Annotated in this window: 19 protein-coding genes; 10 read left to right on the forward strand and 9 right to left on the reverse strand. The window is 64.7% G+C overall.

Annotated features, from left to right (window positions below; genetic code table 11):
* The first annotated feature begins 1 nt into the window (after nt 1).
* A complete protein-coding gene (locus ACVJ5M_RS38925; RefSeq protein WP_354099741.1) occupies nt 2-2,152 on the forward strand; it encodes an adenylate/guanylate cyclase domain-containing protein in 2,151 nt (716 codons plus the stop codon).
* 26 nt (nt 2,153-2,178) lie between these two features.
* Here the strand turns inward: ACVJ5M_RS38925 and ACVJ5M_RS38930 are convergent, their stop codons facing one another.
* Nucleotides 2,179-3,243, reverse strand: coding sequence for an SDR family oxidoreductase (locus ACVJ5M_RS38930; RefSeq protein WP_063985249.1), 1,065 nt, complete (start codon nt 3,241-3,243; stop codon nt 2,179-2,181).
* Between the two features lie 177 nt (nt 3,244-3,420).
* Nucleotides 3,421-4,593, reverse strand: coding sequence for a 4-hydroxybenzoate 3-monooxygenase (pobA, locus tag ACVJ5M_RS38935; RefSeq protein ID WP_231144289.1), 1,173 nt, complete (start codon nt 4,591-4,593; stop codon nt 3,421-3,423).
* A 51-nt stretch (nt 4,594-4,644) separates the two neighbouring features.
* On the opposite strand from pobA, the gene ACVJ5M_RS38940 reads away from it, so the two are divergent.
* Together ACVJ5M_RS38940 and ACVJ5M_RS38945 are read left to right on the forward strand one after the other, a co-directional pair.
* Nucleotides 4,645-5,550 carry a helix-turn-helix domain-containing protein gene (locus ACVJ5M_RS38940; protein WP_354099742.1) on the forward strand — a complete coding sequence of 302 codons (906 nt, stop codon included), beginning with the start codon at nt 4,645-4,647 and terminating at the stop codon, nt 5,548-5,550.
* A gap of 400 nt (nt 5,551-5,950) precedes the next feature.
* On the forward strand, nt 5,951-6,565 hold the full coding sequence (locus ACVJ5M_RS38945) for a LabA-like NYN domain-containing protein (protein ID WP_063985251.1): 615 nt from the start codon (nt 5,951-5,953) through the stop codon (nt 6,563-6,565).
* A 24-nt stretch (nt 6,566-6,589) separates the two neighbouring features.
* Here ACVJ5M_RS38945 and pcaG read toward each other — a convergent pair whose 3' ends face one another.
* A complete protein-coding gene (gene pcaG / locus ACVJ5M_RS38950; RefSeq protein ID WP_063985252.1) occupies nt 6,590-7,216 on the reverse strand; it encodes a protocatechuate 3,4-dioxygenase subunit alpha in 627 nt (208 codons plus the stop codon).
* A gap of 4 nt (nt 7,217-7,220) precedes the next feature.
* On the reverse strand, nt 7,221-8,003 hold the full coding sequence (gene pcaH, locus ACVJ5M_RS38955) for a protocatechuate 3,4-dioxygenase subunit beta (RefSeq protein WP_063985253.1): 783 nt from the start codon (nt 8,001-8,003) through the stop codon (nt 7,221-7,223).
* 95 nt (nt 8,004-8,098) lie between these two features.
* On the opposite strand from pcaH, the gene ACVJ5M_RS38960 reads away from it, so the two are divergent.
* The 4 genes from ACVJ5M_RS38960 to ACVJ5M_RS38975 all read left to right on the forward strand — a co-directional run bounded on the left by ACVJ5M_RS38960 (nt 8,099) and on the right by ACVJ5M_RS38975 (nt 14,873).
* Complete coding sequence (locus ACVJ5M_RS38960) at nt 8,099-9,028, forward strand: LysR family transcriptional regulator (RefSeq protein WP_063985254.1); 930 nt, start codon at nt 8,099-8,101, stop codon at nt 9,026-9,028.
* An 80-nt stretch (nt 9,029-9,108) separates the two neighbouring features.
* Nucleotides 9,109-10,413 carry a nicotinate phosphoribosyltransferase gene (gene pncB / locus ACVJ5M_RS38965; RefSeq protein ID WP_028159033.1) on the forward strand — a complete coding sequence of 435 codons (1,305 nt, stop codon included), beginning with the start codon at nt 9,109-9,111 and terminating at the stop codon, nt 10,411-10,413.
* Between the two features lie 246 nt (nt 10,414-10,659).
* Nucleotides 10,660-11,973 carry a GGDEF domain-containing protein gene (locus ACVJ5M_RS38970; RefSeq protein WP_041955081.1) on the forward strand — a complete coding sequence of 438 codons (1,314 nt, stop codon included), beginning with the start codon at nt 10,660-10,662 and terminating at the stop codon, nt 11,971-11,973.
* A gap of 311 nt (nt 11,974-12,284) precedes the next feature.
* On the forward strand, nt 12,285-14,873 hold the full coding sequence (locus ACVJ5M_RS38975) for an autotransporter outer membrane beta-barrel domain-containing protein (RefSeq protein ID WP_231144288.1): 2,589 nt from the start codon (nt 12,285-12,287) through the stop codon (nt 14,871-14,873).
* A gap of 13 nt (nt 14,874-14,886) precedes the next feature.
* Here the strand turns inward: ACVJ5M_RS38975 and ACVJ5M_RS38980 are convergent, their stop codons facing one another.
* Nucleotides 14,887-15,519: a TetR/AcrR family transcriptional regulator gene (locus ACVJ5M_RS38980; protein WP_283018848.1), complete on the reverse strand. Its 633-nt coding sequence runs from the start codon at nt 15,517-15,519 to the stop codon at nt 14,887-14,889.
* Nucleotides 15,520-15,570: 51 nt separating this feature from the next.
* Between ACVJ5M_RS38980 and ACVJ5M_RS38985 the strand changes: the two genes are divergently transcribed.
* The 3 genes from ACVJ5M_RS38985 (at nt 15,571) to ACVJ5M_RS38995 (ending at nt 20,291) form a co-directional block, all read left to right on the forward strand.
* The gene (locus tag ACVJ5M_RS38985) at nt 15,571-15,837 is read left to right on the forward strand and encodes a hypothetical protein (RefSeq protein WP_063985255.1); all 267 of its coding nucleotides are present in this window, start codon (nt 15,571-15,573) and stop codon (nt 15,835-15,837) included.
* A 361-nt stretch (nt 15,838-16,198) separates the two neighbouring features.
* On the forward strand, nt 16,199-19,603 hold the full coding sequence (locus ACVJ5M_RS38990; RefSeq protein WP_063985256.1) for an acyl-[ACP]--phospholipid O-acyltransferase: 3,405 nt from the start codon (nt 16,199-16,201) through the stop codon (nt 19,601-19,603).
* Complete coding sequence (locus tag ACVJ5M_RS38995; RefSeq protein WP_063985257.1) at nt 19,596-20,291, forward strand: esterase/lipase family protein; 696 nt, start codon at nt 19,596-19,598, stop codon at nt 20,289-20,291. The genes ACVJ5M_RS38990 and ACVJ5M_RS38995 overlap by 8 nt, the downstream gene beginning before the upstream one ends.
* Here ACVJ5M_RS38995 and ACVJ5M_RS39000 read toward each other — a convergent pair.
* From ACVJ5M_RS39000 to tcuA, 4 genes are all read right to left on the reverse strand, one after another.
* Nucleotides 20,284-20,850, reverse strand: a complete 567-nt coding sequence (locus ACVJ5M_RS39000) for a disulfide bond formation protein B (protein ID WP_063985258.1) — start codon at nt 20,848-20,850, stop codon at nt 20,284-20,286. The genes ACVJ5M_RS38995 and ACVJ5M_RS39000 overlap by 8 nt on opposite strands.
* A gap of 10 nt (nt 20,851-20,860) precedes the next feature.
* On the reverse strand, nt 20,861-21,019 hold the full coding sequence (locus tag ACVJ5M_RS39005; protein ID WP_187387802.1) for a DUF5993 family protein: 159 nt from the start codon (nt 21,017-21,019) through the stop codon (nt 20,861-20,863).
* Nucleotides 21,020-21,090: 71 nt separating this feature from the next.
* Nucleotides 21,091-22,197 (reverse strand): tricarballylate utilization 4Fe-4S protein TcuB, encoded by a 1,107-nt coding sequence (gene tcuB / locus ACVJ5M_RS39010; RefSeq protein WP_063985259.1) that lies wholly within the window; start codon nt 22,195-22,197, stop codon nt 21,091-21,093.
* Nucleotides 22,184-23,575 (reverse strand): FAD-dependent tricarballylate dehydrogenase TcuA, encoded by a 1,392-nt coding sequence (gene tcuA, locus ACVJ5M_RS39015; RefSeq protein ID WP_063985260.1) that lies wholly within the window; start codon nt 23,573-23,575, stop codon nt 22,184-22,186. The genes tcuB and tcuA overlap by 14 nt, the downstream gene beginning before the upstream one ends.
* Nucleotides 23,576-23,606: the final 31 nt, after the last annotated feature.

Consider the following 23,606-nt stretch of genomic DNA (forward strand, 5'->3'; position numbering starts at 1 on the left):
GATGCGGCGGATCGGGGGACGGGACATCGTTGCGGCCATCCTGATTGCGCTCGTTGCGGGCGCGATCTTCACGTCCCCGCCGCTTCAGACACTGCAAGGTCTCTCGCTCGATATCCTCACCGCGATGCGCGGCAAGCTGGTCGGCGACCACCGTGATCCCGCAACATCGCCGGTCGTCGTGGTTGCGATCGACGGGGAGACCTACGACACTCCCCCTTTCAAGGGATCGCCGACCCAGACCTGGACGCGCGAGATCGGCCGGGTGCTCGGAAGCATCACCGAAGGCGGCGCCAAGGTCATCGGCTTCGACGTGATCTTTCCAAGCTCGATCGAGCAATCGGAGATTCCGTTCGGCGATGCGTCGTTCGGCAGCCGCTTGAAGGGCTTTGACCGGGACTACCTCATCGCACTCCGGCAACTCTCCGACGGCGGCAAGCTGGTGCTTGGCGAGATCCTCAGCAATGACCATCCGGACGTACCCTACCCCGCACAACGACTTGCGGTGAAAAACAATGTCCGCGCCCTCAACGTGCATACCGACACCGATGATGTGATCCGGCGGATGCCGCTGAGCTTTGCCATCGACGGCAAGCCTGTCCCTGCGATGGCGGTCGAACTCGCCGCGCGTGCGCTCGGCACGACGCCCGGGAACGGACCATCCGGCGCGATGCAGCTGCCCGGCTACACGATCCCGAGCGCGGTCCCCAACACGTTGACGCTCAACTACCGTGGCATGGGCCGCGACGTCCCGGCCTATTCTTTCGCCGACCTGCGTGCCTGCGTCGAGAAAGGCGACCGCGATTTCTTCCGCCGCGCCTTCGACGGCAAGGTTGTGCTGCTCGGCACCGTCCTGAACTTCGAGGACCGCAAGCTCACCTCGATGCGGCTTTCCGGCGGATATGACGGCTCGCCCGCACCGCGTTGCGCCCTGCCCGCCCCGGCCGGCACCGCGCAGAAGGCCCGCAGCGACATCGCCGGCGTGTTCGTGCATGCTACCGTCGTGCGAAACCTGATCGAGCGCGACGCCGTGACGGAGCTCGGCTTTCCGGCGCGGACCGTCCTCACGATTGCGTTCGCGGCGATCATCGCCTGCGCGGCCTGCATGCTCGCACCCGGCGGCGCGGTGATCGCCTGGCTCGCCCTCACCGCCGTTTACGCCGCCGTGGCGGTCGGCGCGTTCGTGCATGCCCTGGCGCTGCCCTTGACAGAGCCCGCGCTCGCGAGCCTGGCGGCGCTCGCGATGATGATCGGCTACCGCTTCATGCTGGCCGATCGCGACGAGCGTTTTCTGCGCAAGAGCTTCGCCTTTTATCTCGCGCCCGAAGTGATCAACACCATGGTTGCCTCCGGCAAGATGCCGGCGCTCGGCGGCGAGATGCGCAACGTCACCATGTTCTTCTCCGACCTCAGCGGCTTCTCCTCGATCGCAGAGACGATGACGCCGGGCGAGCTGGTGACCCTGATGAACGAATATCTCTCGGCCATGACCGACATCATCGAGAGCCATGGCGGCTATGTCGACAAATATATCGGCGATTCCATCGTCGCGATGTTCGGCGCGCCGGCCGACGATCCGGCCCACGTGCGCAACGCGGTTCACGCCGCGCTGAAGTGCCACGAGAAGCTCGCGGAATTGAACGCCAGCAATCCCGCCTTCGCAGGCCACGGCCTGTCGCACCGCATCGGGCTCAACAGCGGCGAAGCCGTGGTCGGCAATATCGGCTCGCGCCGCCGTTTCAACTACACCGTGATGAGCGACACCGTGAACGTCGCCTCGCGCCTCGAGGGCGCCAACAAATATTACGGCACCGCCATCATGGCCTCGGAAACGACGATGGCGCAGACCGGCGACACTTTCGCCTGGCGTGAGCTCGATGCGATCAGGGTGCTCGGCCGCGGCGAGGCGATCCAGGTGTTCGAGCCGCTCGCGGACAAGGGCGCGGAGAGCGCCGAGCAGACGAAGGTGGCCACAGCGTATGCGGAGGGGCTGGCGTGCTGGCGGGCAAGGGAGTTTGCGAAGGCGGCCGAGGCGTTCGACGGCGTCGCGAAGATCGACCCGGCGTCGGCGCTGTTCGCCAAGCGCGCAAAAGCCCTCGCCGCAAATCCACCATCGCCAGAGTGGACGCCAGTCAATACGCTGGAAGGAAAGTAGCGGTTGTTTACTCTTCGTCAGAAGGCTCAAGGAATGACGTTCGCGGCACGCAACCTGCTGAAGAGATCGAAAAAACTGTCGTCCGTCGCCTGATATTCAAGGAAACCGAGCTTACGGCTCTTGCTCATATCGGTGACGACTTCGATAGGTCGGCCCAAGTCGGCATCGGTGTGCCATGCCGACGAAAGGACGGAGAGGTCTCTTTCGACGAGATCATACTTGAGCGCGATATCAGCCCATATACGACCTGAATCGGCAAGCTGACGCTCAAGCGGCGAAATTTCCTCTGGAAAGGGGGCAGGCTGCAACCCGAACCAGCCGGCCAGTCGCGCCCACATCCAGCTCCATCGGAAGACATCGCCATTTACGACGTTGAATGCCTGGTCTCGCGCGACCGTCGTCGTCGCGGCCCATTCCAGGTGCCGCGCCAGCAATCTGGCATCCGTCATATCCGTCAAGCCGGTCCATTGCATCGCCGAGCCTGGAAAGAGAAATGGCCGCCCCGTTTCTCGACAGATCGTCGCGTAGACGGCAAGCGTCGTTCCCATGTTCATGGCGTTGCCTATCGCATAACCGATGATCGTGTGCGGGCGGTGAATGCTCCAGCTGAAACCACCGCGCCTGGCCGCATCGAATAGTTCGTCCTCCTGAGCGTAGTAGAAGTTCTCGACATCGAGCCGCGGTTGCTCCTCGCGGAATGGCGTCGCGGGCAGCCTGCCTTTACCGTAGGACTCGAACGGTCCCAGGTAATGCTTTAGCCCGGTGACCAGCGCGACATGAGAAAGCGTATCTGCGCCGGAAAGTGCCCCCAGCACGTTGCGCACCATCGCAGCGTTAACGCGGATATTTTCCGCCTCGGTTGGCTGACGTAGCCATGTGGCGAGAAACACGTGAGTGGGACGAAGGCTCGCCAGGATGTCGCGAAGCGAGGCCGGATCCTGCAGATCGGCCGCGATGGGACGAACACCATCGAGGCCGCTTGGTGGGCGCCTTGCGAGCCCAAGCACCTGCCAGCCGCGATCGCTGAGATGGCGGGCGAGATTGCTGCCGACAATACCGCTGGCGCCGACCACAAGCGCTGTGTTCGTCATCGCTACGCCCTCCTGTTCGGTTGAGGAGGTAGGAACGATCGCACGAGGCAACAGAGCATTTCGGCGTCCGTCACCACTTATTGAAAGGGAACCGGCCTGACAGGCGAACTCGCCTCGTGCCGCGAGGAGAGCTCCCCTTTGGAGCGGCAACGTCAGCTGAGCGGTCACAAACCGTCGCTAAAACGGCAATCCCACATAATTCTCCGCGAGCAGCCGCTGCGCCGTCTCGGACGAGAGCAGGTACTCGAGCTCCGTCTGCTGAAGCCGGTCCTCGTATTCGGAACGGTCGGGAAAACGATGCAGCAGCATCGTCATCCACCACGAAAAACGCTGCGCTTTCCATATCCGCGCAAGCGCCTTGGCGGAATAGCCCGCAAGGCCGGAATCGTCGCCGTGCTGATAATGCGCAAGCATGGCGTGGTAGAGATAGTAGATGTCGGAGGCGGCGCTGTTGAGCCCGCGCGCGCCGGTCGGTGGCACGATGTGGGCGGCATCGCCGGCGAGGAACAGGCGGCCGTAGCTCATCGGCTCGGCGACGAAGCTGCGCAGGGGCGCGATGCTCTTCTCGATCGAGGGCCCGGTGATCAGGTGGCCGGCGACCTCGTCCGGCAGGCGACGCTTCAGCTCCGTCCAGAACGCATCGTCGCTCCAGTCCTCCACCTTGTCGGTCAACGGCACCTGGACGTAGTAGCGGCTCAGCACTTGTGAGCGCAGCGAGCAGAGCGCAAAGCCGCGTTCATGCTTCACATAGATCAGCTCGGGCGACACCGGTTTCGTGCGCGACAGCACGCCGAGCCAGCCGAACGGATAGACCTTCTCGTATTCGCGCAGCACGTCCTTCGGGATGGACCTGCGGCTGACGCCGTGAAAGCCGTCGGCGCCAACGACGTAGTCGCAATCGATGCGGACGATCTCGTCGTTCGATCGATAGGTCACGTAGGGCCGGTCCGACGTCAGATCGTGTGGCGTCACGTCCTCGGCGTTGTGCACGACCTTGCCGCCGAGGCGATCGCGCGCCTCGTAGAGGTCGCGCGTCAGCTCGGTCTGGCCGTAGACCAGCACCGAATTGCCGCCGGAATGCTTGTGCAGGTCGATGTGGGAGAGCACGCCGTCATGCGCGATCTCGAAACCGTTGTGGATCTCGCCCTCGCGGTCCATCCGCTCGCCGCACTGCGCCTCGCGCATCAACCTGGCGAAGCCGTGCTCGAGCACGCCGGCACGGATGCGGGCGAGAACGTGGTCGCGGCTGTATTTCTCCAGCACGACCGTATCGATGCCCTTCAGGTGCAGAAGCTGGGACAACAGCAGCCCGGACGGCCCACCGCCGATGATGCAGACCTGAACTTTCATTTTTACGTCCTCCCGTCGCTGCGTTTTTTGCAGATCCGCCGCCGCAAACCGATGGAGGGTTTCGTCTTTGTCTTGTACTATTCGAACATGAAAAGCGCAGCCTCAGCCCCGGCAATCCGGGTCTACAACCTCTTCGGCGAGTCCGGCGATCTGCCCGACGTCGTGCATTGCGAGACGATCGCGTCACGCTCGGTGCTGCACGACTGGACGCTGGCCGTGCACCGCCATGCCCGGCTGCACCAGGTGCTGCTGATCGAGCGCGGTGGTGGCGAGGCGACGCTCGACGGGCGCGTGGTGCCGCTCCGGCCAATGCAGGTCGTCAATGTGCCGGTCGGCCATGTCCACGGCTTCCGCTTCGAGCCCGATACCCAGGGCTGGGTGCTGACCATCGCTGCGGAAATTCTGGACGAGGCACTGCTTGCCTCGGAAGGACTGCGCGGCGCCCTGTCCCGATCGGCCGTGGTGCGCGGCACGCCGCAGATCCGCACCACCATGAAGCAGATCTTCGCCGAGCACGCCGCGCGCGATTTCGGCCGCGCGCACGTGCTGCGTGCACTGTCGGCGGCCATGATCGGGCTGGTGGCCCGCGCGCTCACCAGCGAGAGCGGCGGCAACGGCACGGCGGAAAGCGGGTTGTTCCGCCGCTTCGAGGCGCTGTTGGAACAGCATCATCTGGAACGCTGGAGCGTTGCGGACTATGCCGGCGCGCTGTCGATCACGCCGACCCATCTCAACCGGCTGACGCGGGCGGCGACCGGCGACACCGCCTCCCACCTGATCCTCAACCGGCTGACCCGCGAGGCGCGTCGCAACCTCGTCTACACCAATTTGCCGGTCTCGACGATCGCCTACGCGCTCGGCTTCGAGGATCCCGCCTATTTCAGCCGCGTCTATGCCGCGGCCACGGGCCTGTCGCCGCGCGCCTTTCGCGCCCAACTCCATGGCGGCGAGGCTTGAGGCCATCCCACGTCGATGATCCGGTCCTCGGGTGCGCGCAACAATCCAGACATCGACGTGCGGCGCGCATTTGCGGCCGGTCGTATCCGCGATCGCGCCGGGCTGTCGAGATCCGAACCAGCGCGCCACTTACCTTCGTATAGAGCATCCAACCCTTTGGATACGCGCCGTTTACCTCCGTACAATTGAGCGTGGCATGCGCACGCATTAACGTGACTGCATTCGGAATCCTGGCGCTGATAGCAGCAACCTCCCTTAACTGGCGCGGGACGGCCCCCCCTCCGGCCGTCTGCGCCGCCTTTTTCCGCGGGCCATCGGCGACTTCGACGTTTTCCGGCCGGCACACAGCCCTGGCGGCTGAACCTGCCGGCTTCAATGCGGAACTGGGGATTAGTGCATAATGTCTTCGTTTGAGAAGATTGCGGTCTTCATCGATGGCCCCAATCTCTATGCCGCCACCAAGGCGCTCGGTTTCGATATCGACTACAGGCGCCTGCTCGGCGAATTTCACGGCCGAGGTACGTTGCTGCGAGCCTTCTACTACACGACCGTGAGCGAGGATCAGGAATACTCGTCAATCCGCCCATTGATCGATTGGCTCGACTATAACGGGTACACCGTCGTCACCAAGCTCGCCAAGGAGTTCGTTGACGCCACGACCGGCCGCCGCAAGATGAGGGGCAGCATGGATGTGGAACTCGCCGTGAACGCCATGGAACTCGCCGAGCACGTCAATCAGATCGTGCTGTTCTCGGGCGATGGGGATTTTCGTTCACTGGTGGAAGCCGTGCAACGCCGCGGCGTCCGCGTGACGGTCGTCTCCACGCTTGCGAGCCAGCCTCCCATGGTTGCCGACGAACTGCGCCGGCAGGCCGACGTCTTCATCGATTTGACAGAGCTGAAGCCAAGAGTGGGGCGCGCCCCGGCCGAGCGGCCGGGATCGCGCGAGATGCGCCCGCAACCACCGCAAGCCACCACGCGCGGATCGATCAATCGAGGCGACCAGGTGGAATGATCCTGCGGGGCGATCGGCGGATCGTCAGACGTCGAAGAACACCGTCTCCTCCGCCCCCTGCAGATTGATCGTGAAGGAGTACACGACCTTGCCGGCGCGCTCACCGCGCGTGGCGATCAGCGTCGCGCGCCGCACCGGCGGCTCGACCAGGTTGAGCACGGGGTCGGCGGCATTCGCGGCTTCTTCGTCGGAGAAATAGAGCCGCGTATTGAGACCGATGTTGATGCCGCGCGCGACGATCCAGATATTGACGTACGGCGCGCCTTTGCGGCCTGCCTTGTCCGTGATCGCGCCCGGCTTGATGGTCTCGAACGTCACCAACCCGCTCTCGAAATCGGAGCCGGCGCGGCCCCAGCCGCGAAACTCCTCGTCCACCGGGCCGGCCGGGCGATCGGCCGGATGGTTATAGCGGCCGGTTGCGTTGGCCTGCCAGATTTCGAGCAGCACATCGCGCAGCGGCGTGCCGCTGCCGTCGAACACCTTGCCCTCCAGCGTGATGCGCTCGCCTGGCGTGTTCGGCGTCACCAGCACGTTAGAAAAGTTCTTCTTAAAAATGTCGAAGCCGGCCATGGCCGGGATCAGGCCGATATGGACGTAGGGCCCGGCGGTCTGCGAGGCGGTTTCCTTGAGATAGTCGAGCGGCTGCGGCATTGGCTCAGTTCCCCGCGGTGCGATTTTCGAAATAGGTGGAACGCTGGCCGCGCAGCACGATGTCGAAGCGGTAGGCGAGCGAGTCGAACGGCGTCGAGGCGTTGAGGTCGAGCGGCGCCACGAGGCGGTCGAGCGCGTCCTTGTCCGGGATCGTCGTCAGGATCGGGCAGACCGGGATCAGGGGATCGCCCTCAAAATACATCTGGGTGATCAGCCGCTGCGCAAAGCCCGAGCCGAACACCGAGAAGTGGATGTGGGCGGGACGCCAGCTGTTGACGAAGTTGCGCCAGGGATAGGGACCCGGCTTCACGGTGCGGAAATAATAGTAGCCGGTGTCGTCGCTCAGCGCGCGGCCGCAGCCGCCGAAATTCGGATCGATCGGGGCGAGATAGGTGTCCTTCTTGTGCCGGTAGCGACCGCCGGCATTGGCCTGCCAGAACTCGACCAGCGTGTTCGGCACGCCGCGGCCGGTCTCGTCCAGCACGCGGCCATGGACTATGATGCGCTCGCCGACGGGATCGCCATCCTTGGCGTAGTTGCGGATCAGATCATTGTCGAGCGGGCCGAGATCGTTGTGGCCGAACACCGGACCCGTGATCTCCGAGACCGAGTTCTCGATCGACAGCAGCGGCTGGCGCGGCGAGCGCAGCACCGAGGATTTGTAGCCGGGCGCATGTGCCGGTGGATGGATCGAGCGGTCGCGCTGGAAGAAGCCGCCGTCGCGAAGGCTGAACGGCTCGGGTCGGTTGAGGCGGGGATCCTGCAAGGCTGGCGCCTGGACGTTCATCGGCGTTGTCTCTCCCTGTGGCGCCCGGGTCCGGGGGCGCGGCTTATCGGGAGATCATGGGACGATCTATTCTCAAGATAAATAGATCGATTATAATGAATTACATGAAGGAAATCGATCATTTGGCGCTCGACGGCCACGCCCTCGAACTGTTCCTTGCCGTGCTGGAGGAAGGCTCGGTCACGGCGGCAGCGACGCGGCTTGGTCTGACGCAATCGGCGGTCAGTCACGGGCTGAACAAGTTGCGGCGGATCGCGGGCGATCCGCTGTTTGCCAAATCCGGCCGCGGCATCGTCGCCACCGCCCATGCCCAGGCCTTGGCTGCGAAAGCGCGGGCGCTGATCGACGAGATGCGCAGCTTTGCCGGCGGCGTCACCTTCGAGCCGGCGCGCGCGCAGCTTTCGCTGACGATCGCCGCCAATGATTTCCAGCGCGATCTGCTGTTGCCGCGGTTCTTCGATCATGTCGCGGGACAGGTCAGGAGCCTGAACCTGCGCGTGATCCCCTCGCAATCGCCGTCGCCCGCGATGCTGCGCGAAAACCGCTGCGATCTCATGGTCACGCCGCTGCCGCCATCCGGCGTGGACATCGTGCAGAAGCGGCTGCTCAGCGATCACTACGTCTGCTACTTCGATCCCAAGGCGCGCACCGCGCCGGCCGGCCGCAGCGCCTATCTCGCAGCACGCCACATCACGGTGGTCTATACCGACAACGAGCGGCTCGACTTCGACCGCCGGCTGGCGGCGAACGGCTTTCTTCGTGACATCGCCATCTCCGTGCCGAGCTTTTCCGGCGTGCCGCCCTTCCTGCACGGCTCGCAGATGCTGGCCAGCATGCCGAGCCTGCTCGCCTCCGGTGTGATGCGCGGCTTTGCGCATGTACCGATTCCGCTGGCGTCGCGGACAAAGACGCTGGCCGAGCTGCCGATGTTCATGGTCTGGCATCAGCGCTATCAGAAAGACCCGGCCCATCGCTGGATCCGCGGCCAGCTCGAAACCGTGGCGGCAACGGCGGCCGGAGACTGAGCCTCGGTTACGGTTTCAGGGAAGTCTGCCCTTCGCCAAACCCACTGGTTGCGCGAGGGCCGCCACGCTAGAATTGTCCCATGACAGTGACCGATATTGCGAGCCGGACCTACAATCATAGCTGGCGGCTGGACCCCATCATCCGCAGCCTGCTGGATACCGACTTCTACAAGCTATTGATGTTGCAGATGATTCGGGAGGACTATCCGAATCAGCAGGTGACCTTCTCGGTCATCAACCGCTCGCGCCATGTGCGGCTGGCCGAGATCATCGACGAGGGCGAGCTGCGCGCCCAGCTCGACCACGCCCGCACCATCCGCTTCGCCAAGAAAGAGCTGATCTGGCTTGCCGGTAACACCTTCTACGGCAAGACCCACATGTTCTCGGCGGACTTCATCCGCTGGCTGGCCGAATTCCGGCTGCCCGAATACGAGCTGCGCAAGGTCGAGGGCCAGTACGAGCTGCATTTCCACGGCCCCTGGACCCACACCACGATGTGGGAAATTCCGGCGCTCGCCATCCTCAACGAGTTGCGGTCGCGCGCCGCGATGAAGGGCCGCGGCCGCTTCGAGCTCGACGTGCTCTATGCCCGCGCCAAGGCCAAGCTGTGGACCAAGGTCGAGCGGCTGCGCCAGCTCGAGAATTTGCGGCTCTCCGACTTCGGCACCCGCCGCCGCCACGGCTTCCTCTGGCAGCGCTGGTGCGTCGAGGCGGTGAAGGAAGGCCTGGGCCCGTCCTTCATCGGCACCTCCAACGTGCTGCTGGCGATGGACAATGATCTCGAAGCCATCGGCACCAATGCGCATGAGCTGCCGATGGTCGCGGCTGCGCTTGCCAAGGACGACGAGGAGTTGCGCTGGGCGCCCTATCGCATTCTCGACCAATGGCGCCAGACCTATGGCGGCAATCTCCTGATCGCGCTGCCCGACGCCTTCGGCACCAAATCCTTCCTGCGCGATGCGCCGGAATGGGTCGCCGACTGGACCGGCTTCCGCCCCGACAGCGCGCCACCGATCCAGGCCGGCGAGGAGATCATCGCCTGGTGGGAAAAGAAGGGCCGCAACCCCAAGGACAAGCTGCTCGTCTTCTCCGATGCGATGGATGTCGGCTCGATTGAGGAGACCTATCACCACTTCTCCGGTCGCTCGCGGCTCTCGTTCGGCTGGGGCACCAACCTCACCAATGATTTCGTCGGCTGCCCGCCGGACGGCTCGTTCAATCTCGATCCCATCTCGCTGGTCTGCAAGGTGTCGTCGGTTGACGGCCACCCGGCCGTCAAGCTCTCGGACAATCCGGAGAAGGCGACCGGCATGCCCTCCGAGATCGAACGCTATTTGCGCGTGTTCGGCGACGCTGGCCGGGTGCGCAAGCCGGTGCTGGTCTAGCGCCGGACCAAACTCTCTCGATCAGGTAAACCGCGCAGGACGAATGCGAGGCATTGGTTCGCCACGACCGCATCGGTTCCGGTTGGTCGGCATTTGCAACGATCTGCGGGCATCCGCTTCACGACGCTTTCACCCTGCAGTGCAGTCGCCTGCGTCCTTGGGGTCGAGTTAAGCAACTTTCCCCTCTACTTGGCGTTGCAGGCGCGACGCTCCGGTGGGGTCGTTGATCGATTTGGGGAATGCAGGGTGTTTCGCAGAACAGCGACGTCGACGAAGGGGCGTAGTTTCCTTCACGTCATCAAACTTGTCTCGCCATTCGTGATGGTCGTCGTGCTCCAGGCAACGATCGCGGGATTCAGCCTCGAGGTGATGTCATCGGTCCGCGCCTATGTCGCGGGCGAAGCGATGTGGTCGCGGTCACAGAAGAACGCGGTCTATTTCCTCAATCTCTATCTGCATTCAGGCGAACCGAGCCAGTTCACCCACTACCAGGCGTCCCTCGCCGTTCCCATCGGCGATGAGTTCGCGCGCTGGGCACTCGAGCGCGATCCGGTCGACGTCGAGGCCGCCCGCGTCGGGTTTCTGCAAGGCGGCAACCATCCCGATGACGTTCCGGGATTGATCTGGCTGTTCCGCTATTTCAACCGCGTCAGCTTCCTCCAGGAAGCGATCCACGAGTGGGCGGCCACCGATCCCATGTTGCTGGAGCTCAGCGTCTTCGGCGAGGTCATCCGGTCCGAGTTGGCGCACGGACCCATTGAGGACCGCGACCGCCTGCGGCTGCTGTCGTCGCGGCTCTCGGAACTCAACACGCAGTTCACGGTGCATGCAAAGCGGTTCTCGACCGTCCTCGGCGAAGGCTCGCGCGCCATCAAGGTCACGCTGACGTGCATCAACATCGTGGCGGCCGCGACGCTGATCCTGCTCCTGATCTGGCACACGCGGCGCTTGATGCTGCAACGACAGGCGTTCGAGGATGCTTTGCATGCCGAGAAGGAGCGCCTGGCATGGCAGGCATCGCACGACTGGTTGACCGGCCTGTCCAACCGCCGCGCCTTCGAGGCGCGCCTGCAAAGCGTGCTGGACACCACCGCGGCGGGTTCGCTGGGCCTGATCCTGCTCGACCTCGACCAGTTCAAGAGCGTCAACGACACCTGCGGCCACCTCGCCGGCGACCGCCTGCTCTGCCAGGTCTCGCGCCTGCTGCAACAGGACCGGGGGCCGCATGATCTGGTGGCCCGGCTCGGCGGCGACGAATTCGGCCTGATCCTGCCGCAGTGCTCGCCCTCGACCACCGTCGATATCGCCGAACGCCTGCGCAGATCGCTCGAGCTGTTCACCTTCGCCTGGGACGATCGTTGCTTCGCGGTGACTGCCAGCATCGGCGTCGCCTGTATCGCGGACGGCAACACCACGCTCGAGGACGCCATGCGGCGCGCGGATGCCGCCTGCTACCGCGCCAAGGAAAAGGGGCGCAACCGGGTACAGGTCGACAATGGCAGACCGGACGTCGTCGTCGTTGCAGCCCGTCCGCGCGAGGCCGTCGCAGCGCGAGGTTGACAGGCGCCGGCGCCCTCTCAACCCCGGCATCCGATTGCAGACATCGTCCAACGGCGTCGCAGCGGCGCGGCTATGTGACGCCGCGGCCACATTGCTCCCAAAAAACTGCGTCTTTCGCTTTCCGCCACACCGCCTTGCGCGCTGATCCACGATGGCCAGAACCTCCCTCGCTAAGCATGGCACCAGCCAACGTTGCGGTCCGAATTCCGCCCGGACCGTGCCGAAAGAGGAGTTTGCAGGTGCCCTGGAATGGTTTGTTGCCCCCGCCCCGGATCCGTCGCGCGAAGACGTGTCGGCGGCGTGCGTTTCTCTTGAGCACCGCGATCGGCGCTGTTGCCGCAGGTGGTGCGCTGCCGTGGCTCGCGACGCCGGCAGAGGCGGCCTGTGTGGTGACTGGAAGCGGCGCGCAGGCAGCGCTGCAGTCAGGCGATTCGATCACCTGCACCGGAGCGGGCAACACCCAGATCAAGACGGCGCCCGTGGTCAGCGGTGTCACCGTCAACATTGGAGACGGCACCGCGACCTCTCTGAATGACCCGACCTTTGCCAGCGTTGTCCTCGAGGCGGCATCCAATAGCGCGGCCAAGGTCTTCGGCAACGCAACGGTCACATCCGCCAACAGCGACGGCATTGCAGTGATCGGCGGCGGCGGCAACACCATCACCGTGGATGCCGGCGCCATGGTTGGGTCATCGAGCCTCGGCACGTCGGGGCTCGCACTGGCCAATTCGAGCAACAACATCATCGTGATCGGAGGTACGGTCGGAAACGGCGTCACCGGAGCCATCAGCATCAGCATCGGTGCCGGGTCGGCGAACAATCAGGCGAACATCCTGTCGAGCGGCTTTGTCCATGCCATCAATGTCGCGGCCGTCGATCTGAGCGGCGCGGCCGACGGCAACGTCGTCAGCAACGCCGGCACGATCTCGAGTGCCTCGGGCACGGCAATCATCGGCTCGGCCAATCAGGACACCATCATCAACTCAGGCACGATCATCAGCGGTGGCGTCAGCACGGCTGTCGACCTGAAGGGAGGCAACGACGTCTTCGAGTTGCGAGCGGGATCGAGCATCACGGGATGGGTCCTCGGCGGCAACGGAACGGACACGCTGCGCCTGGGCGGGGCCACCAACGCAGCGTTCAATCTCAGCATATTCGGCGCGGCCGGTCAGTTCCGGGAATTCGAGGTGCTGGAAAAGACCGGCAGCTCCACCTGGACGATGAACGGCTCGACGACGGAGATCGCGACCATGAATGTCCTGGCCGGCACCGTCGAGGTGAACGGCTCGATGCCCAACATCGCGACGACCGTCAGCGCGGGCATCCTCAGCGGTAACGGCGCGATCGGCAATATCACGGTGCTATCGGGCGGCACGGTCTTGCCCGGCAATCTCGGTACGCTGACGAGCTCCGGCAATGTCACATTCAACGCCGGCTCGACCTACGCGATCTCCGTCACCGCTACCGGACAATCCGAGAAGATCCTCGCGGTCAGCGCAGCGTTGAACGGCGGCACCGTCGCAGTCAACACGATCGCCGGCGCCTATAACCCCTCGACGCAATACACGATCCTGAGCACGACGACTGGCGTCACCGGCAGCTTCTCGGGCGTGACTGTCAGCGGATACAATCCGCTGCTCTTCGCTTCCTCCCTCAGCTATGACGGGTTCAGCGTCTTCCTGACGCTCAACTACAACAACGCCGCATTCCTCTCCCTCGCCCAGACGCAGAACCAGAAGGCCGTGGCCGGCGCCTTGAGCGCGTTCGGTCCCAACCTGCCTTTCCTCTCCTCCTTCGCAGGCCAGAGCGACGCCCAACTCCGTTACAGTCTGGACCAGCTTTCGGGTGAAGCCGCCACCGGCGCCCAGCAGGGCGCCTTCCAGTTCACGAGCCAATTCCTCGGCCTCATGCTTGATCCGTTCGTAGGTGGACGCAGTGGCATGAGCACCGGCGACACGGCGCTTGGTTTCAGCCCCGAACGCGCCGCGCTGCCGGACGATATCGCCCTCGCCTACAACAAGGTGCTGGGGACGCCTGCCATGAAAGCGCCGGTCTTTGCGGAGCGCTGGACGGCTTGGGGCACGGCGTTCGGCGGTACCAACCGCACCAGCGGCGACCCCGTCGTGATCGGCAGTCACGACCTCGGCGCGCGCACCGGCGGCGTCGCGGCCGGCGCCGATTATCATTTCGGCCGCGATGCGCTGGTCGGTTTCGCGCTGTCGGGCGGCGGCACCAAATGGGACCTCGCGCAGGCGATCGGCGGCGGCAAGAGCGATGCAATCCAGGCCGGCGTCTACACCGCCGTGCGTACAGGGCCGGCCTATTTCGCCGCCTCTCTCGCCGTGGCCAATCATTGGATGTCGACAGACCGGCTCGCTCCGTTCGGCAACCAGCTCACCGCCAAATTCGACGCGCAAACCGTCGGAGGCCGCATCGAGGGCGGCTATCGCTTCGCCACGCCGATTGGCGGCTTCACGCCGTACGTGGCGGCGCAGGCGCAGGCTTTTCGCACACCGACTTATACCGAGGCCGATCTGGCCGGCAGCGGCTTTGGCCTGACCTATCAGGGACGCACGGCCTCCGACACACGGAGTGAGCTCGGCGCGCGCTTCGATCGCGCGACGCTGGTCACGCCGAACTCGGTCCTCACGTTGCGCGGCCGCGCGGCCTGGGCCCATGATTGGGTGAGCGATCCGACGCTCGTCGCCGCATTCCAGACGCTGCCCGGCGCGAGCTTCATCGTCAATGGCGCAACGCCGGCCAAGAACACCGCGCTCGCATCTGCCGGTGCCGAGCTGAAGTTTTCGAACGGCGTTGCCCTGTCGGCGAAGTTCGACGGCGAGTTCGCGGCGCGCAGCACCACTTATTCCGGCACCGCGAGCCTGCGATACGCTTGGTAGCCGCTTGGCCTCCTCAAGGCGACCGTGCGCCGACCGGCACGATCCCGAGGCCGGCGAGATGCGTATCGACGAATTGCTCGACCTGCTGGCGCAGCATCTGGGGCGGCACCGCCACCATGCGCTCCTCGAGGCCGAGCGAGATGATTCCGTGCACGGCGGAAAACAGCGTGCGCGACAGCAGCGCGATCCGCACGTCGTCCGCAGCCGGTAGCAGCTGCACCAGGGGTGGATGCATCAGCGCGAAAGCGTCCATCACCATCTGAAGGATGTCGTCGGGATAAGGACGGTCGTCCTCCATCCGATGCTCGAACAACGAGCGCAGCAGGTTTGCGTGCTCGGCGAAAAATTCGAGATAGGTCGCGGCCAGCCCGTAGAGCTGGCGAACGGGATCTTCCCCCGGGACCTCGCCAAGCCGCACCGTGAGCGCCTGAACCGTCTCCCGATTGACCGTCAGGATCACCCCGTCGAAGTCGCCGAACTCGTTATAGACGCTGCCCACCGAGCAGCCGGCAGCCTCCGCAACGTCACGAACCTTCAATGATCTCAGCCCCTTAGCTGAAATAATGTCGCGGGCGATCTCCAGGATCTGGAGCCTCCGCCGATTTTTTTTCTGGTCGCGTGGCGATTCTTCTTGAACATTGTTCATTTTCAAGCTACTCATGTGAACATTGTTCAAATTAACCCGGAGATCTGCAAAATGCAAACCCTCGCTGTTGATATCGCCACCACCTTCGTCGACGACGCCGCAGCTCTCGTGGCCGGCCTTGGCCGGGCCGTCCTCAAGTTCGCGATGCAACCGATCGATCGCATCGCAAATGCCTGCGACATCGCTGGCGTGCTCACCGAGCGCCGCGCGACCTTTCGGATGTGGCGGGCGAGCCGCGCCCGTAGCCGTCACGCGGGCCGTCGGTTCAGCCTGCTCGGCCGCCTCTCGCCCTTTCGCCACCTCGCTCATCTCACCTGAGGCGTGCGCACCCGGGACGTTCCGGTCGGCTCGAATGCAAGACCCGGTTGCAAGGAAGGACTTACCATGTCCCGACATTCGCAGCCGATGTCGCGGCCTTTGGCGATGCGGTTCAACTTTTCCTCATCGCTCCGCGCGGTATCCGGAAAAGCGCGGCCAGTCCGTCCGAACCACGGCTGCGACCAGATATTTGCGAACCTAACGAGACCATTTGGAGACCAACAGGATCGGAAGGGTCGAGGGGACAGAGCAGGCCGGCGACCGTCGTCATCCAGCCATCGTTCGTCCCGTAAGCTTCCGGTCGTGACGCCTCACCGACAACGTAACAATCTCAGGCTGCCTTCCCAAAACAGGACTTGTCATGATCAGGGAATTGATGTCGTCACGCCGCTTTGCGCCGCTGTTCTGGGCGCAATTTTTCTCGGCGCTCAATGACAACGTGCTCAAGAACGCACTCGTCATCATCCTGCTTTACAGTGCCGCGACCGGCCACGGCGACGCGCTGGTGACGGTCGCAGGCGCCGTCTTCATCTTCCCCTATTTCATCCTGTCGGGGCTCGGCGGCCAGCTCGCCGACAAATACGTCAAATCCGTCGTTGCTCGGCGGCTCAAATTCGCGGAGATCTTTGCGGCGGCCTTTGCCGCCGCCGGCTTCTTCCTGCACTCGGTGCCGCTGCTGTTCACGGCGCTCGCGCTGTTCGGCGTCATCGCCGCCCTGTTCGGTCCCGTGAAATACGCCATGCTGCCGGACCAGCTCGAGCTCGGTGAGCTCGCAACCGGCAACGCGCTGGTCGAAGGCGCCACCTTCATGGCCATCCTGCTCGGCACCGTCGCCGGCGGCCAGTTCGTGGCCGGCTCCGCGCATATGGGCTGGGTTGCATCGGCCGTGGTCCTGCTGGCCCTGCTGTCCTGGGCCTTCGCCTCCCGCATTCCGCAGACGACGCCATCCGCCCCCGACCTGCCCGTCACCGCCAATCCCTGGACCTCGACGGTCGGCCTGTTGAAGACGCTCTACGCGGACAAGCGGCTGTGGGACGGCACCGTGATCGTCTCGTGGTTCTGGCTGGTCGGCGCCATCGTGCTGTCGCTGCTGCCGGCGCTGGTCAAGGAGGTCGTCGGTGGCACCGAAGGCGTGGTGACGCTGTGTCTTGCGACCTTCGCGATCGGCATCGCCATCGGCTCGCTGTTCGCGGCCAGCCTGAGCCACGTCCGCCCGAACCTCGCGCTGGTGCCGATCGGCGCGATCATCATGGGGTTTGCCGGCCTTGATCTCGCCTGGGCCATCGGTGTGACCGCCAAGGGGCAGGACATCGCCGCGGTCGACTTCGCAACCTCGTTCGCCGGCCTGCGCATGCTGATCGACTTCGTCGCCTTCGCATTCGGCGGTGGCCTGTTCGTCGTTCCGTCCTTTGCTGCCGTCCAGGCCTGGTCGCAACCGACCGAGCGCGCTCGCATCATCGCCGCCGGCAACGTGCTGCAGGCTGCCTTCATGGTGGTCGGCTCGCTGTTCGTCGCACTGCTCCAGGCAGCTGGCCTCCATATCGGCTGGATCTTCTTCGGCCTCGGCGTCGCCAGCTTCGGCGCGGTGTGGTTCGTGCTGACCAAGTGGGGCAAGGAAGGCGTACGCGATTTCGGCGGGCTGCTGTTCCGCGCGCTGTTCCGTACCGAGGTTCGTGGCCTCGAGAACCTGCCGCCTCCGGGCACGCGCATGCTGATCGCACCGAACCATGTCAGCCTGATCGATGGCCCGCTGCTGCACGCCGTGCTCCCGATCGATGCCAGCTTCGCGGTCGATACCGGCATCTCCAAGGCCTGGTGGGCCAAGCCGTTCCTGCGGGTGGTCAAGCACTACACCATGGACCCGACCAAGCCGCTGGCCGCACGCGACCTGATCAAGCTCGTCGCCGCCGGCGAGCCGGTGGTCATCTTCCCGGAGGGACGCATCACCGTCTCCGGCTCGCTGATGAAGGTCTATGACGGCACCGCGATGATCGCGGACAAGGCCGACGCGGTGGTCGTGCCCATTCGCATCGAGGGCGCGCAGCGCTCGCATCTCAGCTATCTCAACGGCAGCCAGATCAAGCGCTCGTGGTTTCCGCGGGTGACGGTTACGATCCTGCCGCCGGTCAAGCTTCCGGTCGATCCGTCGCTGAAGGGCAAGGCACGCCGCAATGCCGCGGGCGCCGCGCTCCAGGACGTGATGATCGACGCCATGGTCAAGAACGCCATGCTCGATCACACGCTGTTCGAAGCGCTCGGACATGCTTATCGCGACCGCGATACCGGCAAGGTCATCATCGAGGACGCGCTCGGCACCAAGCTGACCTATCGCAAGCTGATCCTCGGCGCGCAGGTCTTGAGCCGCAAGCTCGAAGCCGGCACGGTAGCCGGCGAGAATGTCGGCGTGCTGCTGCCGAATTCCGCGGGCGTCGCCGTCGTCTTCATGGCGCTGCAAAACATCGGCCGCGTCCCGGCGATGCTCAACTTCTCCGCCGGCCCGGTCAACGTCCTCGCCGCCATGAAGGCCGCGCAGGTCAAGACCGTGCTGACCTCGAAAGCGTTCATCGAGAAGGGCAAGCTCGACAAGCTGATGGCCGCGATCTCCGCGGAAGCCCGCGTCGTCTATCTCGAGGATGTCCGCGCTTCGATCGGTACGGCCGACAAGATCAAGGGGTTGCTCGCAGGCACCGCGCCGCGTGTCGCTCGCGAGGCGAATGATCCGGCCGTCGTGCTGTTCACGTCGGGCTCGGAAGGCACGCCCAAGGGCGTGGTGCTGTCCCACCGCAATATCCTCGCAAACGCCGCACAGGCGCTGGCGCGAGTCGACGCCAACGCCAATGACAAGGTGTTCAACGTGCTACCGGTGTTCCACTCGTTCGGGCTCACCGGCGGAATGATGATGCCGCTGCTCGCTGGCATTCCGATCTACATGTACCCCTCGCCGCTGCACTACCGCATCGTGCCAGAGCTGATCTACCAGACCGGCGCCACGATCCTGTTCGGCACCGATACGTTCCTCACCGGCTATGCGCGCTCGGCGCACGCCTACGACTTCCGCACGCTGCGCCTGGTGATCGCCGGCGCGGAGGCGGTGAAGGATCGCACACGTCAGGTGTTCATGGAGCGCTACGGCATCCGCATCCTGGAAGGCTATGGTGTCACCGAGACCGCGCCGGTGCTGGCGATGAACACGCCGATGGCCAATCGCCCCGGCACCGTCGGCCGCCTCTCGCCGCTGATGGAAAGCCGCCTCGATCCGGTCCCCGGCATCGAGGAAGGTGGACGCCTCTCGGTGCGCGGACCGAACGTGATGCTCGGTTACCTCAGGGCCGAAAACCCCGGCGTGCTCGAACCGCTCGCCGAGGGCTGGCACGACACCGGCGACATCGTGGCGATCGACGCGGCCGGCTTCATCACCATCAAGGGACGCGCCAAGCGCTTCGCCAAGATCGCGGGCGAAATGGTCTCGCTGTCGGCGGTCGAGAGCATCGCGACGACGCTGTGGCCGCAAGCCGCCTCGGTCGCCGTGTCGATCCCCGACCAGCGCAAGGGCGAGCGCATCGTGCTGCTGACGACGGAGAAGACCGCCGAGCGCAGTGCGATGCAGGGCCAGGCCAAGGCGATTGGCGCGTCCGAGCTGACCGTGCCTGCGGCGATCATGGTGGTCGACAAGGTGCCGTTGCTCGGCACCGGCAAGACCGACTATGTCACGGCAACGACGATGGCCCGTGAGCAGGCGTCCTCGCCGGAGCGCGAGGTTGCGTAAAGACGACAAGTCCACGGCCGTCGCTCCGGCGGAAGCCCGGTGCGACGGCGTCGTCCTGCTTCACGGCATCGGCGTCGGTGCCTGGACGCTGAAGAGGCTGGATCGGGCGTTGCAGCGTCACGGCTTCGCCACGCTCAATCTCGGCTACCCCAGCCGCAAGAAGCCGCTCGAGGAGCTTGCGGAAGACATCCACGCGCCGGTCGCCGCGTTTGCAGCGCAATGCGACGGCGCTATCCACTTCGTCGCCCATTCCATGGGCGGGCTACTCGCCCGGGTTTACATCGCGAGATATCGTCCGGTGCGGCTCGGCCGTGTCGTGATGCTGGGCACGCCCAACGGCGGCAGCGAAGTCGCCGATCTCCTGAAGGACCTTTCGCTCTACCGCGCTGTTTTCGGTCCGGCCGGCTCGCAGCTTTCGACAGCCCAGCCCCCTGTGCTCGCCGCCCTGCCGTCGCCCGATTATGCGATCGGCGTCATCGCGGGATGCCGCACCACCGCGCCAATCACCTCGGCCTTTGTCCTGCCGCGGCCCAATGACGGACGCGTTTCCGTCGAAAGCGCGAAATTGGCCGACATGGCCGACCACATCGTCGTCAAGGCATCGCACACCGGACTTCCACGAAATGCCGTCGCGATCGAGCAGACGATCGCGTTCCTGCACGAAGGCCGCTTCAATCCGATCACTTGAGCAGGAGATAGCGAACCGGGTTGTCGTCGCACTGCCCCGCGCCGCACTCCAGCACGGTGGACAAGAGATTGGCGGCGACCAGCAACGCAAAGATCGCGAAGACCGTGTTCGATGCCGCACCGTTCAAAGGCGCGTCCCCGTCTCGCTTGCCGGTCACATCCTTCAGGATGAAGACGAGCGCGACATAACACACGATCCCGATCGCCGCGATCAGCGCCCAGGTGTAGAAATGCAGCCCGAACAGCGCCGAGCCGTATCCGGGATCGCCGAGCGCAAGATGCAGCGATACCTGCCGCATCGAGATGAAGCCGGTGACGAGGCTGGCCACGAGGATCATCGCGTAATGAGACCCGCGTTCGCCGAGGCGCAGGTTGAACAGGAACCCCATGCCGACCGCGATGAACCCGGCCCTTTGCAACAGGCAAAGCGGGCAAGGCAGCTCGCCGAGCGCAAGCTGATAGGCGAACGCCACCGTCAGGATCAACGAGATCCCAAGCAGCCCAAGCATGTTCAGGACCGCGCCGACCGGCCGTTGCTCGCTCAGCTCTGCAGGGCTCATCTCGACACCGTCAGAACGAGAATTTGAGCGGATCGGTCGCGTGGTGGAAGAACCATGCGACCGTGACCACGATTGTTGCGCTCCAGAGCGCATAGCTCAGTCCCGCACGCGAACGCCAGGCACTCGCGCAGCCCGCGAGCGCCAGCAGGAAAGGCAGAAACATGTACATGAGCGCGGGCTCCCTAAGCGATTCGCGCTGTGCGCGAACGGCCCAAGAAATACGTCAGCCGCGCATGCCTCTCAAGAGCCGGCTTCGCTGCGCCGTTCCTGCGCATAACGCACCAGCGCCGCGAAGCGATAGATGCCGTGCACGAACTTGCCATAGGGCATGGTGATGAACAGCGCGAACACTGCGCCGAGATGCAGGGCCAGCAACGGCCCCATGGCCGCGGTCTCGCGCAGGACTAGCAGCGCCATGCCGGTGAAGCCGGTCAGGAACAGCATGGCGATGAAGCCGACGTCCATGCCGTAGCGCTGCTCGTCGAGCAACTCCGGTGCACGCCGCGTTTTCGCAACGAACAGGCCGATCGGACCGACGATGAGACCGATGCCGCCGAGTGTCCCCAGCACCACGGGCAAATCCCACCACGGATACGGCGCCTCCCGGCTCCAGAGGTAGTGATAGAGCGTCGCCACCGACGTCGCGGCGAAGCACAGCAGAAAACCGTAGAACGTCAGGTGGTGGAAAAGCTTGCGCCGGTCGGTCGGCTTGTCGTCCTCGTTGTAGCAGCCGACGCCGCCGCCGTGGAGATAGCGCAGTTCCCCGGCATCGCGGATCGCCTGGAAGATCGAGCCGCCGTCGGCGCGACCGCCAATGGGGGTGCCGATGTCGCGCCAGAAGGCACGCACGCTCATGACCAGCGCGAGGATCGCGTAGAGGAAGGCGGCGCTGAACAATGCGGCCATCGCGTTGTGCGGCATCAGCTTGTAGAAGGCACCAGGGCCGGTGTGCACACCGAACAACACGCTGTGGTCGTTGAGGGCGGCAAAGCCGAGGATGAAGGCGGCCATGCTGAGCGCGGCGATGACGCTGATGACGAACCCGTTGCGGGCGAAGGCACCGGACAACGCCAGCGGCCAGGCATAGGCCGCATAGGACTCGGCACGCGCAACCGCAAGCGTCTTCGGAACGTTGACGTTGAACTCGTGCGGCGGCGAGAACTGGCAATCGACGTAGCAGGCGCCGCAGGAATGGCAGAGGTTTGCGAGATAGTTGAGATCTCCATCGGAGAAGGCGCGCCGCATCTCCATGGCGGGAAATACCGCGCAAAGACCCTCGCAGTAGCGGCAGGAATTACAGACCGTCATCAGACGGTCGGCTTCGTCCAGAATTCTAGTTCCGTGCATGTTTCGCCGCTTCCCGTCCCGCGATCCGCCCGAACACGCTGCCGATGGTCATGCCCATGCCGGCCGCGTAGCCCTTGCCGAGCACGTTGCCCGCCATGATCTCGCCGGCCGCGAACATGTTGGCGGACGGCTTGCCGTCAGCCATCAGCATCCGCGCCTCCTTGTTCACGCGCGTGCCGAGATAGGTGAAGGTGATGCCGGGCCGCACCGGATAAGCGAGATAGGGCGGCGTCTCGATCCGCCTTGCCCAGTGCGTCTTGGGCGGCGTGATGCCTTCAGTCACGCAATCGTCCAGGATGGTGTGATCGAAGGTGCCGGGCCGCACGGCCGCATTGAACTCGGTGATGGTCTTTTCCAGCGCGGCCGGATCGAGCTCGAGCTTGCCGGCCAGCTCGGCGACGGTCTGCCCGGCGATCGGCGGGAACAGCGTCGGCATGAAGCTGGTGACGACGGTCGAGTCGAAAATGATATAGGCGATCTGGTCGGGCTGCGCCGCGACCAGCCGGCCCCAGATCGCGTAGCGCTTCGGCCAGATGTCCTCGCCTTCGTCGTAGAATCGCTGGGCATGCTTGTTGACGACGATGCCGAACACGACGGAGTCGTGGCGGGTGATGATGCCGCCGTCGAATTTCGGCGCACGGGCGTCGATCGCGACCGCATGGCATTGGGTGGGATCGCCGACCTCCTGCACGCCCTTGTCGAGCAGCATCTTCAGGATCGAGCCGCGATTATAGGGCGTGCCGCGGATCAGGAAGTTGTCAGCGGCCTCGCCCCAATATTGCTTCAACCATTCGATGTTGGCCTCGAACCCGCCGGCAGCGGCGACCAGCGACGTCGCGCGGATCTCGGTCTCGCCCTTGATCGGCCGCTTGAGACGCGCGGCGAGGAACATGCCGTCCTCGATCACGAGATCGGTGACCTCGGCGTCGTATTCGACGTCGACGCCGAGCCGCTCGGCGGTGAGATAGAGCGCGTTCAACATCGCGCGGCCGCCGCCGAGAAAGAAGGAGTTGGTGCGGCCAAGGCTCAGCGTGCCGCCGAGCGAGGGCTGCCAGCGCACGCCCTGCTCCACGATCCAGTTCAGGATGTCCTTGGACTCCCGGATCATGTGGCGCGCGAGGTCCTCGTCGGTCTGGCCGCCCGTCACCAGCAGCAGATCTTGCCAGAACTCCTCCTCGGTGTAGGGACCGGTCAGGATCTCAGTCGCCGCATCGTGGGCGCAGCGCATGTTGCGGGTGTGACGCGTGTTGCCGCCGCGATAGAATTTTGGCGCGCCCTCCAGCACGAGCACCGAGGCCCCGCCGCGGCGCGCCGAGATCGCCGCGCACAGTGCCGCATTGCCGCCGCCGATCACCAGCACGTCGTATTTGCTGCTCATCCCGTCTGCCCGATGCGACGAAGTTAGAGAC

Source organism: Bradyrhizobium sp. S3.7.6 (assembly GCF_054061875.1).

Bases quoted from the DNA above. Each gene is read 5' to 3' on its own strand.
- ACVJ5M_RS38925 (WP_354099741.1), top strand. From the start codon at position 2: ATGCGGCGGATCGGGGGACGGGACATCGTTGCGGCCATCCTGATTGCG.
- ACVJ5M_RS39005 (WP_187387802.1), bottom strand. From the start codon at position 21,019: ATGTACATGTTTCTGCCTTTCCTGCTGGCGCTCGCGGGCTGCGCGAGT.
- tcuB (WP_063985259.1), bottom strand. From the start codon at position 22,197: ATGCACGGAACTAGAATTCTGGACGAAGCCGACCGTCTGATGACGGTC.
- pncB (WP_028159033.1), top strand. From the start codon at position 9,109: ATGACAGTGACCGATATTGCGAGCCGGACCTACAATCATAGCTGGCGG.
- ACVJ5M_RS38980 (WP_283018848.1), bottom strand. From the start codon at position 15,519: ATGAACAATGTTCAAGAAGAATCGCCACGCGACCAGAAAAAAAATCGG.
- pcaG (WP_063985252.1), bottom strand. From the start codon at position 7,216: ATGCCGCAGCCGCTCGACTATCTCAAGGAAACCGCCTCGCAGACCGCC.
- ACVJ5M_RS38930 (WP_063985249.1), bottom strand. From the start codon at position 3,243: ATGACGAACACAGCGCTTGTGGTCGGCGCCAGCGGTATTGTCGGCAGC.
- ACVJ5M_RS38985 (WP_063985255.1), top strand. From the start codon at position 15,571: ATGCAAACCCTCGCTGTTGATATCGCCACCACCTTCGTCGACGACGCC.
- pcaH (WP_063985253.1), bottom strand. From the start codon at position 8,003: ATGAACGTCCAGGCGCCAGCCTTGCAGGATCCCCGCCTCAACCGACCC.
- ACVJ5M_RS38945 (WP_063985251.1), top strand. From the start codon at position 5,951: ATGTCTTCGTTTGAGAAGATTGCGGTCTTCATCGATGGCCCCAATCTC.
- ACVJ5M_RS38960 (WP_063985254.1), top strand. From the start codon at position 8,099: ATGAATTACATGAAGGAAATCGATCATTTGGCGCTCGACGGCCACGCC.
- ACVJ5M_RS38990 (WP_063985256.1), top strand. From the start codon at position 16,199: ATGATCAGGGAATTGATGTCGTCACGCCGCTTTGCGCCGCTGTTCTGG.
- ACVJ5M_RS38940 (WP_354099742.1), top strand. From the start codon at position 4,645: ATGGAGGGTTTCGTCTTTGTCTTGTACTATTCGAACATGAAAAGCGCA.
- ACVJ5M_RS39000 (WP_063985258.1), bottom strand. From the start codon at position 20,850: ATGAGCCCTGCAGAGCTGAGCGAGCAACGGCCGGTCGGCGCGGTCCTG.
- tcuA (WP_063985260.1), bottom strand. From the start codon at position 23,575: ATGAGCAGCAAATACGACGTGCTGGTGATCGGCGGCGGCAATGCGGCA.
- pobA (WP_231144289.1), bottom strand. From the start codon at position 4,593: ATGAAAGTTCAGGTCTGCATCATCGGCGGTGGGCCGTCCGGGCTGCTG.